Genomic DNA, 14,976 nt, shown 5'->3' with positions numbered 1-14,976 from the left:
AAGGCGACCCGCGCCGAGCCGGCGCAGCTGGCGATCATCCAGGCGCTGGGCAGCGATCCCAGCCCGGGAGGGATACAGAAAATGATTGTCTGAATCGTCCGGTTTCACAAAATTTCACGAATGTAGTGCCACTGAGCGATTTTTTCCGCTGTAAGCGGATGATCTTAAAAGAGAAATAATCTGAGGCGTTAAACTTGGGTTAGCTTAGGGTGATCTCGCTGGCGTCTGCCGCACCCAGTTCTCCACCCGCAGGCCAGCGACGCGCGAGAACTCATCGGTGTTATCGGTCACGAGCGTGAGATCGAGCGCCAGCGCGTGGGCGGCGATCATCAGATCATTGGGGCCGATCAGCTGGCCACGTCGCTCTAGTTCGGCGCGTAGCGGCCCATAACAGCGGGACGCCGCCTGATCGAAGTTCGCGACCTGAAAGCCCGCGATGATCTCGTCGAACACCTGGCGGTTGTGTGCCTGGCGTGCGCTTTTGGCGATCCCGTATTCGATCTCGGCCAGCACCACGGAGGACAGCACGAGATCGCTGGCCGGGCACCGCTGTAGCCAAAGTGCCAGTGCCGGGTTGCGCACCGGTTTACTGAGGGCGATAAGGATATTGGTGTCCAGCAGGTAGCTCATGCGGATCAATCCAATGCGATCTCATCGGCATCTATGGGCAGTTCCGGGATGTCATCGAACGTGAAACCGTTAAGCGCCCAAGCCGTCTGCAGCACGTCGGCCGCCGTGCGGGGATGCGTTCGTTCCGGGATCAGTCGGGCAATCGGCTTACTCCGCCGGGTAATGACGATTTCCTCGCCAGCCTCGACACGCTCAAGCAATTCCGAAAAGTGGGCCTTGGCCTGAGCAATCTGTATCTGCTCCATGTCTTTACTCGATATGACTAACATGGTCAGATTTTAGTCGATTTTATCGGGTGCGCGACAGCCTCGCCGATATATCCATGTAGAGGCCCGCTTGAACGGATCGCGAATGGACACTCGGAAGCTTGCGGGGAAATGACGATTAGAGTTTCGGGATCAGGATCAGCCCCCAGTTCACCAGACAAAAGGCGATGCTGGAAAAGACCGCCGCGGAGGCGATGTCCTTGGCCCGTCCGGATAACTCGTGACGCTCCAGGCCGACGCGGTCGACGTTGGCCTCGATGGCCGAGTTCAGCAGTTCCACGATCGGCACGATCAGCAGACTACCGACCAGAATCGCCCGCTCCACCGGCGTTTCGCCGAGCCACAGCGCCAGCGGAACCAGGGGGATCAGCAGAAAGACCTCCTGGCGAAAGGCTTCCTCCAACTCAAAACAGGCCTTCAGTCCTTTCATCGAATAGCCAAAGGCATGGATCACACGGCGCCAGCCCTTGGCGTTATTGTTGGCCATCTTGGACCTCGTTTGACCCAGGCTTCCAGGCTAGATCCAGCAGACGGGCCGCGCGCACGTCGTCGAGCCGGCGAACCGGCAGGGTATAGGGCGCGCCCTTGAGTTTCTCCGGGTCTTCAACGGCCTCGCGGCGGATCGCGATCAGGGCCTCGATGAAGCCGTCCAGTTCCTCCTTGGTTTCGGTTTCGGTGGGCTCGATCAGCAGACACTCGGGCACCAGCAGCGGAAAATAGGTGGTCGGGGCGTGATAGCCGTAATCGAGTAGACGCTTGGCGAAATCCATGGCGTTGACGCCCAATTCTTTCGACTCGCGCTTGAGCGTGACGATGAATTCGTGACTGGCGCGACGCTCTGGATAGGCGGCCTCGAAACCGGCCGATTTCAAGCGTGCCATCAGATAGTTGGCGTTCAGGGTGGCGAAGTCGGCGACCCGTCCCATGCCCTCGCGGCCCAGCATGCGGGCGTAGACATAGGCCCGCAGCAGGATGCCCATGTTGCCGCCGAACGCGGTCAGCCGACCGATGCTGTCGGGGCGTTCGTCTTCCGCCAGCCAGCGGTAGTCGTCCCCATCGAAAGCGACCAGCGGAACCGGCAGATAGGGCTCCAGCCGCTGCGAGACGCCGACCGGACCCGCGCCCGGACCGCCGCCGCCATGTGGGGTGGAAAAGGTCTTGTGCAGATTCATGTGGATGACATCGAAACCCATGTCGCCCGGCCGAACCTTGCCGAGGATGGCGTTGAGATTGGCCCCATCGTAATAGAGCAGACCGCCGGCGGCATGCACCGTGCGGGCGATGGCCTGGATGTTCCGGTCGAAGACGCCGACCGTGCTCGGATTGGTGAGCATGATGCCGGCGGTCTGGGGGCCGACCGCCGCGTTCAGCGCCGCGAGATCGACATCGCCATCGGCGCCGGTGGGAATCTCGCGGACCTTGAAACCGCACATCGCCGCCGAGGCGGGGTTGGTGCCATGCGCGGCATCGGGGACCAAGATTTCGGTGCGTGCATGATCGCCGCGCGCCTGGTGATAGGCGCGAATCATGGCGACCCCGGCGAATTCGCCCTGGGCGCCAGCGGAGGGGGCCAGCGAGACCGCGTGCATGCCGGTGATCTCTTTGAGCATTTCCTGAAGCTCGTGGAGACAGGCGAGAACGCCCTGGCCGTGGCTGTCCGGCGCCAGCGGGTGGCGGGTGAGGAAGCCTGGCAGCGAGGCGAGACTGTGACAGGCCCGCGGGTTGTACTTCATGGTGCAGGAGCCGAGCGGGTAGAAATGGGTGTCGATCGAGAAGTTCTTCTGCGACAACCGGGTGTAGTGACGCACCGCCTGCATCTCGGAGACCTCCGGCAGCTTCGGAGGCACGCGTCGGCGCAGCCCCTCGGGGATATCGGTCGCCGCAAGCGAATGCAGCGGCGCCTGGGCGGTGGCCCGGCGGCCGGGGCGGGATTGGTCGTGGATCAGCATGGCGATAGGGGTTATCCAATACGTAGGATGGGCAAAGCGAAGCGTGCCCATCCTTTACGCTCCGAGGTTTGAAGATGGGCACGCTTCGCTTTGCCCATCCTACCGATGGGGCTACAGGGCGGCTAGGGCCGCGTCGTAATCCGGTTCCTCGGTGATCTCGGGCACCAGTTGGGTGTAGACCACCTTATTGTCCGCATCCAGGACGACAACCGCACGGGCGGTGATGCCGGCGAGCGGGCCGTCCTCGATCAGCACGCCATAGTCTTTGGCGAAGTTGCGCGAGCGCATCATCGACAGACCGATGACGTTCTCGATTCCCTCGGCACCGCAGAAACGGCCCATCGCGAAGGGCAAATCGGCCGAGATCACTAGCGCGACGGCATCGGCCTTTCCGGCGATGGCGGCGTTGAATTTCTTGGTGGAGGTCGCGCAGACCGGGGTGTCCAGACTGGGCACGATGTTCAGCAGCTTCTTCTTGCCGGCGAAATCGGCAAGCGTTTTGTCGGCCAGATCTTTGTCGACCAGCTTGAAGTCGGGGGCCGTGCCGCCGATGGCGGGCAGGTCGCCGCTGAGGTTGACGGGGTTGCCTTGGAGTGCGGTTTGGGCCATGTGAGTCTCCGGGTTGGTGGGTTCAGAATTTCGGTTCGACCGGGCATTTTGCCTGGGTCCGGGTGGCGACGATGCGCGCTAGCTTGTCGGCATAGCCGCGCATCTCCTCTTCCGTGCGGAGTTCGGTCGCGCAAATCAAGAGGGCTTGGCCCAATTCGGGGTAGTCCGGACTCAGATCGAATCCGCCCAATACATTGTGCGCCGCCAGCGAGCGCAGCAGATCGGCGGTTGGCGCGGGCAGACGCAGCGTCTGTTCGTGAAAGACAGGCCGGTCGAACAGGGGTTCGACGCCGGGGATCTCGCACAGCAGGTCGGCGAGCTTCCGGGTGTTGGCGTGACAGGTGGCCGCGACCCGTTCCAGACCCTCGGCCCCGAGGATAGCGAGGTGGATGGTCGCCGCCGTGACCAAAAGTCCCTGATTGGTACAGATATTGGAAGTCGCCTTGCCGCGCCGGATATGCTGCTCGCGCGCCTGAAGCGTCAGGGCGAAACCGGGCTTGCCGTCCAGATCCAAGGTCCGTCCGGCGATGCGACCGGGCAACTGGCGCACGAATTCCTGCTTGCAGCAGAGGAAGCCTGCATAGGGTCCGCCCGAGGAGAGCGGCATCCCGAGCGGTTGGGCCTCGCCGCAGGCGATATCCGCGCCCGCGCCGCCCCAGTCGCCGGGCGGCGAGAGCAACGCTAGGGCGATCGGGTTGACGACGGCGATGACCAGTGCGTGGCGGGCATGCGCCCAGTTGGTCAGGGCGTCCACGTCTTCGAGCACGCCGAAAAAATTGGGCTGGTTGACGATCACGGCGGCGAATTCATCGCCGCCGACGCTGGCCTCCAGTTGCTCGACCGTCGTTTGGCCGCGCGTGGGGTCAAACGAGGCTTCGACTAGCTCGATCCCCTGCGCCTCGACGATCCCGCGCACCGTGCGCCGGTAGGCCGGATGCAGCGCGCGCGGCACCAAGACTTTCGTCGACTTGGTCTTGCGATTGGCGCGGACCGCCATCAGCACCGCCTCGGCCAGCGCCGACGCGCCGTCATAGAGCGAGGCATTGGAGACATCCAGCCCGGTGAGCGCGGTCATCATCGACTGGAACTCATAGAGTACCTGCAGCGTGCCCTGACTCGCCTCGGCCTGATAGGGCGTGTAGGCGCTGTAAAACTCGCCGCGGGCCGCGATCTGCCAGACCGCGGCCGGGATGTGATGATCGTAGGCGCCCGCGCCGATGAAGCAGACCGGCTGACCGTCCGCGCGGGCGCGCGCCTGCATCAGACGGGCGATGTCCATCTCCGCCATCCCGGCGGGGATGGACGCCAGTTCGCCGATCCGCAACGCGGGCGGGATCTCGTCGAACAGATCGTCGATGGCATCGACGCCAATGGTCGCGAGCATCGCGGCGATGTCATCGGCGGTGTGGGGTACAAAAGGCATAAGAGGCGATCCGGTATTAAACCGCGTCAACCACGTCGAGCGTGGATTGACGCGAGGCAGAAGTCAGTACGCAAACAACGCCCGGGCGTGTTGGACGCGGTTTAATCAGGCTTCGTCTTCGACGACCTTTTCGTAGGCGGCGGCATCGAGCAGGCCGTCGAGCGCGGCCATGTCGCTCGGGGCGAGACGGAAGATCCAGCCTTCATCGTAAGGGCTGGTATTGATGGCATCCGGGGTGTCGGTCAGCAGGTCGTTGGATTCGACGATCTCGCCGGCCAGCGGGGAGTAGATGTCAGAGGCGGCCTTGACCGATTCCACCACGGCGGTGGCTTCGTCGGCATCCACCTCGCGGCCAGACTCCGGGGCCTCCACGAAGACGATGTCGCCCAAGGCTTCCTGGGCGTGGTCGGTGATGCCGACGGTGACGGTGCCGTCGGCATTGTCGCGCACCCATTCGTGCGATTTGGTGTATTTCAGGTCACTCGGGACGTTGCTCATGGTTCAGTTCTCCGGGCTGTTTAGGTTAAACGGTCGACGAGGATCTTGCCGTGGCGCACGAAAGGCGGCTTGACGACGCGCGCCGACACCGGCTTGCCGCGAATCTCCACCTCGCAGGTCGCGCCCAATCCGGGGGCGACCCGCGCGAACGCGATGGAGCGCTCCAGGGTCGGCGAGAAACCGCCGGAGGTGATCTCGCCCATCTCCACGCTGTTGCTCAGCACCTTCAGATGGTTGCGGATGATCCCAGGTCCAGTCAACAGCAGACCGACGAAGGCGCGCCGCGCGGGATCATCGTGCAGTCCGGTCAGCGCCGCGCGTCCGATAAAGTCACGCTCGGCGGGCTCCCAGGCGACGGTCCAGCCCAGCCCGGATTCCAGCGGACCGACGGTGTCGTCCATGTCCTGACCGTACAGGTTCATGCCGGCCTCCAGGCGCAGGGTATCGCGAGCGCCGAGTCCGCAGGGATGCACCCCGGCGGCCAGCAGCGCCTGCCAGAGACCGGCGGCCTGCTCGCCTGGGAGCATGATCTCGAAACCGTCCTCGCCGGTATAGCCGGTGCGACCGACGAACCAGCCATCGCCCTCGGCAGCGAAGAAGGGCTGAAGTCGCATGGCGTTCGCGCGGACCGCAGCGGGAAGCCGCGGCTCGGCCCTGGCGCGTGCCTCGGGGCCTTGCACGGCGATCATCGCCAGATCGGCGCGAGGCTGGATGACGACCTCGAAGCCCGCGCACCGAGCCGTCATCCAGGCGATGTCCTTGTCCGCGGTGCCAGCGTTGACGACCAGGCGATAGCGATCCGGGCTGCGGGCATAGACGATGAGATCGTCGACCACGCCGCCCTGCGCGTTGAGCATGCAGCTATAGAGCGCCTTGCCGGGGGATTGGAGTCTGGCGACATCGTTCGCCAGCAGGAAACGCAGAAAGGGCAGGGCGCCTGGACCATCGATATCCACGGGCCGCATGTGCGAGACATCGAACAGGCCCGCGCCGCGTCGCACGGCGTGATGCTCCTCGATCTGTGAACCGTAGTGCAGCGGCATGTCCCAGCCGCCAAAGGGAACGAGGCGGGCGCCGAGACGCTCGTGTTCCGAAAACAGGGGGGTACGCAATCCCATTCGACTCTCCGCAGGACTTGTCGGGCATCGCCCCGGCCTGGCGGCCGGCGACAACGAAAACGAGGCCGAAAGCTCATGGCTCGCGGCGTCGCCCCTCTGTCCTGAACCTGAGAGTTTGCGGACGGGAGACCGGGGGAGCCGCCTTCACCGGTCATTCATGGTTCGACAAGCTCACCACGAACGGTCGGCAACGGCCGTTGACTAACCCGTATTCCGCCGCTGCCCCGTCGGTGGGCGCCGACTGAAACATCAGCCGGCACCGCTCTCCAGAGTCGGTCGTCGTCCCCGCGGTCCGTTTGCCTGAGCGATTCCGGGCGGTGTTGCGCCTTCGGCGTCGGCGCCGGAACGCCGACCTCTCCCACGGGACATGACACGAGGCCGCACTATAAGCGCGAGACGCCGGGATTTCCAGCCGTGGTATCGACAGGATGAGCGGCGCGCGCGTCGATTCTGCGCGAGGCGGCAATGAAAAGCCCCGCATGGGCGGGGCTGATCGATCGCATTGGTCGGGGGATTTGGTCTAATGCAACTGCGCGAAAGTCCCAAGACCGTCTCAGGTCGTTGTCGTTGTCGATGATTCGCCATGTCGAGACCACGATCACGACAACGACAACGACAACGACAACGACAACGAGGAGGCCCCGGTCTCGGAACTTGAGCAGTGAAGCACTAGTGGCCGGTCGCGACTCCCGAACCTCGCGGAATCCGCACATCCTCGACCAGATGCTGAATGTGCTCCGGAGGCGGCGCGGTGAGCGTGGAGACCAGGATGGCGGCCACGAAGTTCGCCAGCGCGCCCACCGCGCCGAAGGCCTCGGGCGTGATACCGAGGAACCAGTTGGCGCCCATCCCGAGTTCGGGCATCAGGAACTCGGTGCCCTTGACGAAGAAGATCCCCTTGTGCTGGAACACATACAGCAGGGTCACCGTTACGCCGGTGATCATTCCGACGATCGCCCCGAGATTATTGGTCCGCTTCGAGAAGATACCCAGCATGATCGCCGGGAAGATCGACGAGGCCGCCAGACCGAAGGCGATAGCGACCGTTCCGGCCGCGAATCCCGGTGGATTCAGACCCAGATAGCCGGCCAGTACGATAGCGCCGATCATGGCCAGCCGCCCGGCCATGAGTTCGCTCTTCTCCGAGATCTTCGGCATCATCACGCCCTTGAGCAGGTCGTGCGAGATCGACGAGGAGATGGCCAGCAGCAGACCGGCTGCGGTGGAGAGCGCCGCGGCGAGACCGCCGGCGACCACCAGCGCGATGACCCAGGCCGGCAGATTCGCGATCTCCGGATTGGCCAGCACCATGATGTCGTTGTTGACCGTCACCATCTCGTTGCCTTTCCAGCCGAATTCCTCGGCCTTGTCGGCAAAGTCCGGATTAGCGTCGTTGTAGTACTGAATGCGGCCGTCGTTGTTCTTGTCCTCGAACTTGAGCAGCCCGGTGGTCTCCCAGCGCTTGAACCACTCCGGGCGCTCGTCATAGACCAGATTGCCGGTCTCGCTGCCGACTGGGCCGATCTGGATGGTATCCATCAGGTTCAGACGCGCCATGGCGCCGACCGCGGGGGCCGTGGTGTAGAGCAGCGCGATGAAGACCAGTGCCCAGCCCGCCGAGTAACGGGCATCCTTGACCTTGGGGACGGTGAAGAAACGGATGATGACGTGGGGCAGACCGGCGGTGCCGATCATCAGCGACAGGGTATAGACGAACATGTTGAGCGAACTGCCCATGACCTGGGTGGTGTATTCCTTGAAACCGAGATCGGTTACCACCTGGTCGAGCTTGGCGAGCAATGAGAGACCGCTGTCGTCGCCGATGTAAGTTCCGCCGAGGCCGATCTGCGGGATGGCGACACCGGTGAGGGTTAGCGCGATGAAGACGGCCGGAACCGTATAGGCGACGATCAGCACGATATATTGCGCGATCTGGGTGTAGGTGATGCCTTTCATGCCGCCCAGGATCGCGTAGACGGCGACGATGCCCATGCCGACCAGAATGCCCATCTCGTAGGAGACGCCGAGGAAGCGGGAGAAGGCCACGCCGACACCGGTCATTTGGCCAATGACATAGGTGACCGAGGCGAGAATCAGACAGATGACAGCCACTACGCGCGCGGATTGCGAGTAATAGCGGTCGCCGATGAATTCCGGCACCGTGAATTTGCCGAATTTGCGCAGATACGGCGCCAGCAGGAGCGCCAGCAGCACATAGCCGCCGGTCCAGCCCATCAGAAAGACCGAGCCGCCATAGCCGCCGAAGGCGATCATGCCGGCCATGGAGATGAAGGAAGCCGCCGACATCCAGTCGGCCGCGGTGGCCATGCCGTTGGCGACCGGATGGATGCCGCCGCCGGCGACATAGAATTCGCTGGTGGTCGCCGCGCGCGCCCAGATCGCGATGCCGATATAGAGCGCGAAGGTCGCGCCGACCACGCCGTAACTCCACATTTCAAGTTCAGTCATGGTGTGCGCTCCTTAGTCTTCTTCGACGTCGAATTTTTTGTCGAGCCAACTCATCAGTGCCGCATAGACGAAGATGAGCACGACGAAAATGTAGATCGAACCCTGTTGAGCGAACCAGAAGCCGAGCGGATAGCCGCCGAGCGAGATGGCGTTCAGCGGTTCGACGAGCAGGATACCGAACCCAAACGAGACGATGAACCAGATGATCAAGAGGACAGTGAGGAGGCGCAGGTTCGCCCTCCAGTAGTCCGAACGTTTATCGGGCGTCATGGCGTTGTCACTCCGTATCGGTTTTTTTAGTGAGCGGGAATGGCGTGTTGATTGGGCGATGATTGCGCCTTGCTGGCAAGGCGGGCAATGAGCCATTCTTAGTGATGATTCTTCCATTCGCGTTGACCGCCAGCGTGGCGGCTCGGGGCATTCTCTGGGCACCTTTGGCATGCTGTCAATGACCGAGACGCGATCGGGGACATTGACGCGGGAGGCGCGGTGGTTCGCTTGAAAGGCCGGCGGGCGAATGAAATGGATTTCGGGTCGATCATTCGCGGACATCGGTTGCCAATCGGTGCCGGGTTTTTTACTCTGGCCGGCTAAACGCCAGACGGCTGCCTGGACAACCCGATCGTTATTACAGCACAGAGAACAGCATGCATTATCTGAGCACACGGGGCGGAATCGCCCCCGTCGGTTTCACGGACGCGGTCATGATGGGGCTCGCCACCGATGGCGGGCTACTGGTGCCCGCCGACATTCCCCAAATCGATACCGGCACCTTGCGTGCGTGGTCGGGGCTGCGCTTCCAGGAACTGGCACTGGAGGTGATGACGCCCTTTGTCGGCGACGAGATCCCGCGCGCGGATCTGCGCGCGCTGATCGACGCCTCCTACGCGACCTTCTCGCACCCCGAGGTGACGCCGGTGGTGGACGCCGGCGGCGTCCGGATTCTCGAACTTTTCCACGGACCCACCGCCGCCTTCAAGGACGTGGCGTTGCAGTTTCTGGGGAATCTGTTCGAGTCTCTGCTGGCCCGCGACGGCGGTTCGCTCAACATCGTTGGCGCGACCTCCGGCGATACCGGGTCGGCGGCCATCGACAGCGTGCGCGGCAAGCAGCGCATCCAGATCTTCATCCTGCACCCCAAGGGCCGGGTCTCGCCGATCCAGGAACGGCAGATGACCACGGTGCTGGATGCCAATGTGCACAATCTCGCCGTGCGCGGAACCTTCGACGACGCCCAGAATATCGTCAAGGCGCTGTTCAACGATCTGCCCTTCAAGTCCGCCTATCGCCTCGGGGCGGTCAACTCGATCAATTGGGCGCGGATTTTAGCCCAGACGGTTTACTACTTTTATGCCTGGGGCCGGATCAGCGGCGGCGATCCCGCGCGGCGCGTCAGTTTCGCGGTGCCCACCGGCAACTTCGGCGATGTTTTCGCCGGTTATCTCGCCAAGCGGATGGGGCTGCCGATCGAGCGTCTGATCATCGCCACCAACCGGAACGACATCCTGACGCGCTTCGTGCACACTGGCGTCTACGCCGTCGGGGAGACGGTGTACCAGACCCTGAGTCCGGCGATGGATATTCAGATCGCATCCAACTTCGAGCGCTATCTCTATTTTCTGCACGATGGGGACACGGCTCGGATACGCGCATTGCTGGCCGATCTGCAAGCGACTGGCCGGCTGGAGATCGAGCCCGAGCGGCAGGTGCAGGTCCGCTCGGACTTCGACGCCGTGGCGGTGAGCGATCCCGAAACCCTGGAGCAGATCCGCGCCACGCACGCGGCTAGCGGTTATATCCTCTGCCCGCATACGGCGGTGGGGGTACGGGCGGCTGGCGGTCGGGACGGCGTCGTCTGTCTCGCGACGGCCCATCCCGCCAAGTTCAACGCGGCGGTGACTGCGGCGATCGGGCAGGAGGCGCCGCCGCCGCCGGCGCTGCGGGGGTTGATGGAGAAGGAGGTGCGTTGCGCCGAATTGGAGGCGACGGTCGGGGCCGTCAAGGATCATCTCGAAGCGACGCTTGGCGCCTTGGCGGGCGGGAATGTCTGAACGTCCGGCTACAAGCCGGACGCCCCAGGGCCGACTGCAAGTCGGCGCTCCCAGGGGTGGCGCTCCCAGGGGCGACAATTGTTCAAACTGTTTTCAATGAGATCCATGTTATGACCGAGACTGGCCGCTACGTGCGCATTCTGGATACCACGCTACGCGACGGCGAGCAGACTCAGGGCGTGTCTTTTTCGCCGGACGAGAAGGTCAATATCGCCAAGGCGTTGCTGGAGCTGGTGCGGGTCGACCGCATCGAGGTGGCCTCGGCGCGTGTGTCCTCCGGCGAGGCCGACGCGGTGTCGCGGATCGTCCAGTGGGCCGAGGAACGCGGGCTGGCGGAGCGCGTCGAGGTGTTGGGGTTCGTCGATCACGGCCTCAGCGTCGACTGGATCCAGGGCGCCGGCGGGCGGGTCATCAACCTGCTCGCCAAGGGGAGCGAAAAGCACTGCCACGGTCAGTTGGGCAAGACGCTCGACGGCCATGTCGCCGACGTGCGCGAGACCATCGCGCTGGCGCTGGACCGCGGGCTGGCCGTCAACCTCTATCTGGAGGACTGGTCCAACGGCTACCGCGATTGTCCAGCCTATGTCTTCGAGTTGGTCGAGCGGCTCGCCGAGTGCGGGATCGGTCACTTCATGCTGCCGGATACGCTCGGTGTCATGACCCCGGAACGGGTGTTCGCCGCGATTTCGGACATGGTTGGGCGTTTTCCCGGTCTGCAATTCGACTTCCATCCGCACAACGATTACGGACTCGCCACCGCCAATGTGCTCGCCGCGGCCCAGGCCGGTGCGGCGGCGGTGCACTGCACCGTCAATTGTCTGGGCGAGCGCGCCGGCAATGCCTCGCTGGCCGAGATCGCGGTCAATCTACGCGATCAACTCGGGTTCGAGATCGGGATCGACGAGACGCATCTAGCGCGGGTCAGCGAACTGGTCGAATATTTTTCCGGCAAGCGGATCGCCGACAACGCGCCCATCGTCGGCGCCGATGTTTTCACCCAAACCGCCGGCATTCATGCCGACGGGGACAAGAAGGGCAGCCTCTACCACAGCCGACTGTCGCCCGAGCGCTTCGCCCGGCGGCGCAACTATGCGCTCGGCAAGCTGGCCGGCAAGGCGTCGCTCGCCAAGAATCTGGAACGTCTCGATATCGAATTGTCGGACGAGAATCAGCGCAAGGTGCTCAAGCGCATCGTCGAGTTGGGCGACTCCAAGAAGAGCATCACTACCGAGGATCTGCCCTTCATTATCGCCGAGGTACTGGAGAGTCAGGATTACAATCACGCCGAACTGCTGGCCTGTTCGGTGGCCTCGACACTGGATCTCGAATCGACCGCCAGTATCCGGCTGCGTCTGGACAACGAGATCTACACCGCCGTCGGTAGCGGCAACGGCGGCTTCGACGCCTTCGTGAGTGCACTGTCGAAGGTCGTGAAACGGCGCGGTCTGACTCTGCCGTCGCTGCTGAACTACGAAGTGAGGATTCCCCGAGGCGGACGTACCGATGCCTTGACCGAGTGCAGCATTACCTGGGACACCGGGCATGGCGAACTGCGCACTCGTGGCGTTCACGCCAACCAGGTGTTCGCCGCGATTGCGGCGACGCTACGCATGCTCAATATTCTGATGCATCGGGTTCTGAGCGAACAGCGAATTGCCGATAACCCGCCAGCGGCGGCAGAGCAGGTTTTGCGTTAAGCCGATCAGAATGTTGTCACTGACTTTGGATGGAAGCTTTTCGCCAATGCCAGTTTCAAATCACCAATGAGGTAATGTTCATGTCGCTGTCAAGGAATGAGGAACAGACTTCGCCCGCGATCGACGTTCTTTGGAAAATAAAACCATGGCAATGGTCTCTTGTTGTTTCGGCAGTTGGGATACTGGTCTTTATTTTTTCCGATGGATTGAAAAGCATGGTCGCTGCCTGGGAGAGCGAAGAGTATAGCCATGGTTATATGCTTCCGCTCGTATCCGCGTTCTTCGTTTGGCAGAAATCCAGTGCGCTGGCGCAGATGCGGTTTCAGGCGAGTTGGATTGGTCTGCTGGTCACGCTCTTCGGTCTTTTTATCTATATTGCCGGAGAATTGGGCACACTCTATACGGTGATCCAATATGGGTTTCTCATCACCCTGGGCGGCGTACTTCTCTCGTTCATGGGCTGGCGTGCTTTTCGATTGATCATCCCGGCGTATGTTCTGCTTTTCTTTACAGTGCCCCTGCCCAGCTTTCTTTACAATAATCTTTCCTCAGATCTGCAATTGATTTCGTCTCAGTTAGGGGTGATGGTGATTCGTCTATTTGGAATCACGGTTTTCCTTGAAGGCAATGTCATCGATCTCGGTACTTATCAACTTCAGGTTGTCGAGGCATGCAGCGGTCTGCGTTATCTTTTCCCTTTGACGGCCCTCGGTTTTATTGCCGCGGTTTTATTCAAGGGGGCGTTGTGGAAGAAGGTCGTGCTGTTTCTCTCGACGATACCCATTACCGTCTTCATGAACAGCTTTCGGATCGGCGTGATCGGAGTGCTTGTTAATTATGGCGGAGTAGGCATGGCCGAGGGGTTCATCCATGATTTCGAGGGGTGGATCGTCTTCATGGCCTGCGCCGCGATCCTAGTGCTTGAGATGTGGCTGCTTGCGAAGATCGGGCGGGATCGTTTAACGTTGCGGGAGGCTTTCGCCATTGAAGGTCCGGATCCGCTGCCTGCGAACGCCAGGGTTCATGCGCAAAGCATACCCTTGTCCTTTTATCTGGTGCTTCCACTCCTGCTGGCGGTGATGACCGTCTCATACGTATTGCCTCAGCGAGAGGAAATCATTCCCGGGCGAGTTGAATTTGTCTTCTTCCCAAGAGATATTGGCGAATGGCGCGGGCGACCCGATCGGTTGGAAAGGATCTATGTCGACGCGCTTAAATTCGATGACTATCTTCTGTCCGATTACGTGAACGGGGTCGGCGATGCGATCAATCTATACGTTGCCTATTATGCATCTCAGCGCAAGGGCGCTTCAGTGCATTCTCCGAAAAGTTGTCTGCCAGGAGGCGGTTGGCGTATGCAGGAATTTTCTCAACTTGAAATCGATACGAGCGGATTTGACGGTCAGCCAGTCCGCGTCAACCGCTCCTTGATTCAGATGGGAGACGAACGTCAACTGGTTTATTATTGGTTCCAGCAGCGTGGTCGTATCATGACCAATGAATATCTGGTGAAATGGAATCTATTCTGGGACGCCGTGACACGGAACCGTACCGATGGGGCTCTCGTCAGATTGACGACGAAAGTCCCTGTCGGCGCCAATCTGGAGGAGAAGGACGCCCTCTTGTCCGATTTTGTCAGGATCATTGAAAAGCCACTCCAGCGCTTTGTTCCGGAGTGACATCCTCTCACTCGGGCCAGTGCTGGGGTACCTTTTCGACTTGATCGGTGTCGTAGCCGAGCTTGCCGATGAAGTTGAGAATCTCGGCGTATTTGTCGTCGGCAATTCGGGGCTGTCGGGCCATGATCCAGACATAATCGCGTTTGGCGCGGGCGATGACGGTGATGCTGTAATCCGGTTCCAGCCAGACGATGCGATAATCCGCCTTGAAGGGCCAGAGGAATTGCATGCCCCAGAGTGCGTTCGATGAGGGATCGCGCACGAATCCGGTGGGACGATAGGTCTTCGCCGGGCCATCGAAGGCATCCTGGTTGAACGTGAAGGTCGTTGCGATCGATCCGTCGTCATTCAGGGCATAGGATTCGACGGCATTATGGGCGCCCTTCTCGATGAAGGTCGGGATGTTGGCGATGACATACCAGTCGCCCATGAAGCTTTCGAGATCGACGTGACTGACCGTCTTCATTGGTGAACCCCCTTCCTCGGTACAGGCGCTCGTCAGGGCGAGCAGAAATGCGACGATGGTTAGAGCCAGGATGCGTTGCATCGCACTCCTCCGGTTGAAACATGAAAGCCGTGATTCGGCC

Annotated in this window: 14 protein-coding genes and 1 riboswitch; of the genes, 3 read left to right on the top strand and 11 right to left on the bottom strand. The window is 61.8% G+C overall.

The annotated features are described in order from the left end of the window. Positions 1-204: 204 nt before the first annotated feature. The 10 genes from CCR95_RS18705 to CCR95_RS18660 form a co-directional block, all read right to left on the bottom strand. Positions 205-630, bottom strand: coding sequence for a type II toxin-antitoxin system VapC family toxin (locus CCR95_RS18705; protein WP_201097289.1), 426 nt, complete (start codon positions 628-630; stop codon positions 205-207). Between the two features lie 5 nt (positions 631-635). Beyond that, complete coding sequence (locus CCR95_RS18700; RefSeq protein WP_201097287.1) at positions 636-875, bottom strand: type II toxin-antitoxin system Phd/YefM family antitoxin; 240 nt, start codon at positions 873-875, stop codon at positions 636-638. A gap of 139 nt (positions 876-1,014) precedes the next feature. Beyond that, a complete protein-coding gene (locus CCR95_RS18695; RefSeq protein ID WP_201097285.1) occupies positions 1,015-1,383 on the bottom strand; it encodes a diacylglycerol kinase in 369 nt (122 codons plus the stop codon). Continuing rightward, positions 1,370-2,845: an aminomethyl-transferring glycine dehydrogenase subunit GcvPB gene (gene gcvPB, locus CCR95_RS18690; protein ID WP_201097283.1), complete on the bottom strand. Its 1,476-nt coding sequence runs from the start codon at positions 2,843-2,845 to the stop codon at positions 1,370-1,372. The genes CCR95_RS18695 and gcvPB overlap by 14 nt, the downstream gene beginning before the upstream one ends. 111 nt (positions 2,846-2,956) lie before the next feature. After that, positions 2,957-3,454 (bottom strand): thiol peroxidase, encoded by a 498-nt coding sequence (gene tpx / locus CCR95_RS18685; protein WP_201097281.1) that lies wholly within the window; start codon positions 3,452-3,454, stop codon positions 2,957-2,959. Between the two features lie 22 nt (positions 3,455-3,476). After that, positions 3,477-4,877, bottom strand: coding sequence for an aminomethyl-transferring glycine dehydrogenase subunit GcvPA (gene gcvPA, locus CCR95_RS18680; protein ID WP_201097279.1), 1,401 nt, complete (start codon positions 4,875-4,877; stop codon positions 3,477-3,479). Between the two features lie 105 nt (positions 4,878-4,982). Beyond that, positions 4,983-5,375, bottom strand: coding sequence for a glycine cleavage system protein GcvH (gcvH, locus tag CCR95_RS18675; protein ID WP_201097277.1), 393 nt, complete (start codon positions 5,373-5,375; stop codon positions 4,983-4,985). 20 nt (positions 5,376-5,395) lie between these two features. Then, positions 5,396-6,493, bottom strand: a complete 1,098-nt coding sequence (gene gcvT, locus CCR95_RS18670) for a glycine cleavage system aminomethyltransferase GcvT (protein WP_201097275.1) — start codon at positions 6,491-6,493, stop codon at positions 5,396-5,398. Between the two features lie 278 nt (positions 6,494-6,771). Further along, positions 6,772-6,864, bottom strand: a riboswitch (glycine riboswitch). Positions 6,865-7,162: 298 nt separating this feature from the next. Next, positions 7,163-8,962 carry a sodium:solute symporter family protein gene (locus tag CCR95_RS18665; protein ID WP_201097274.1) on the bottom strand — a complete coding sequence of 600 codons (1,800 nt, stop codon included), beginning with the start codon at positions 8,960-8,962 and terminating at the stop codon, positions 7,163-7,165. Between the two features lie 12 nt (positions 8,963-8,974). Beyond that, positions 8,975-9,232, bottom strand: coding sequence for a DUF4212 domain-containing protein (locus CCR95_RS18660; protein ID WP_201097297.1), 258 nt, complete (start codon positions 9,230-9,232; stop codon positions 8,975-8,977). A gap of 377 nt (positions 9,233-9,609) precedes the next feature. Here CCR95_RS18660 and thrC point away from each other — a divergent pair, with 377 nt between their 5' ends. The 3 genes from thrC to xrtD all read left to right on the top strand — a co-directional run bounded on the left by thrC (position 9,610) and on the right by xrtD (position 14,389). After that, positions 9,610-11,013, top strand: a complete 1,404-nt coding sequence (gene thrC / locus CCR95_RS18655; protein ID WP_201097272.1) for a threonine synthase — start codon at positions 9,610-9,612, stop codon at positions 11,011-11,013. A gap of 110 nt (positions 11,014-11,123) precedes the next feature. Continuing rightward, a complete protein-coding gene (locus tag CCR95_RS18650) occupies positions 11,124-12,710 on the top strand; it encodes an alpha-isopropylmalate synthase regulatory domain-containing protein (RefSeq protein WP_201097271.1) in 1,587 nt (528 codons plus the stop codon). Positions 12,711-12,739: 29 nt separating this feature from the next. Next, entirely contained in the window at positions 12,740-14,389 is a 1,650-nt protein-coding gene (gene xrtD / locus CCR95_RS18645) for a VPLPA-CTERM-specific exosortase XrtD (protein ID WP_242523340.1), read from the top strand. A gap of 7 nt (positions 14,390-14,396) precedes the next feature. Here xrtD and CCR95_RS18640 read toward each other — a convergent pair whose 3' ends face one another. Further along, positions 14,397-14,936 carry a lipocalin family protein gene (locus tag CCR95_RS18640; protein WP_201097270.1) on the bottom strand — a complete coding sequence of 180 codons (540 nt, stop codon included), beginning with the start codon at positions 14,934-14,936 and terminating at the stop codon, positions 14,397-14,399. Positions 14,937-14,976 lie beyond the last annotated feature (40 nt).

The organism is Thiocystis minor (assembly GCF_016653465.1).
In the GTDB taxonomy this organism is placed as follows: domain Bacteria; phylum Pseudomonadota; class Gammaproteobacteria; order Chromatiales; family Chromatiaceae; genus Chromatium; species Chromatium minus.
Note: the sequence above shows the minus strand (reverse complement) of the source record. Positions and strands in the feature narration are given on the sequence as shown.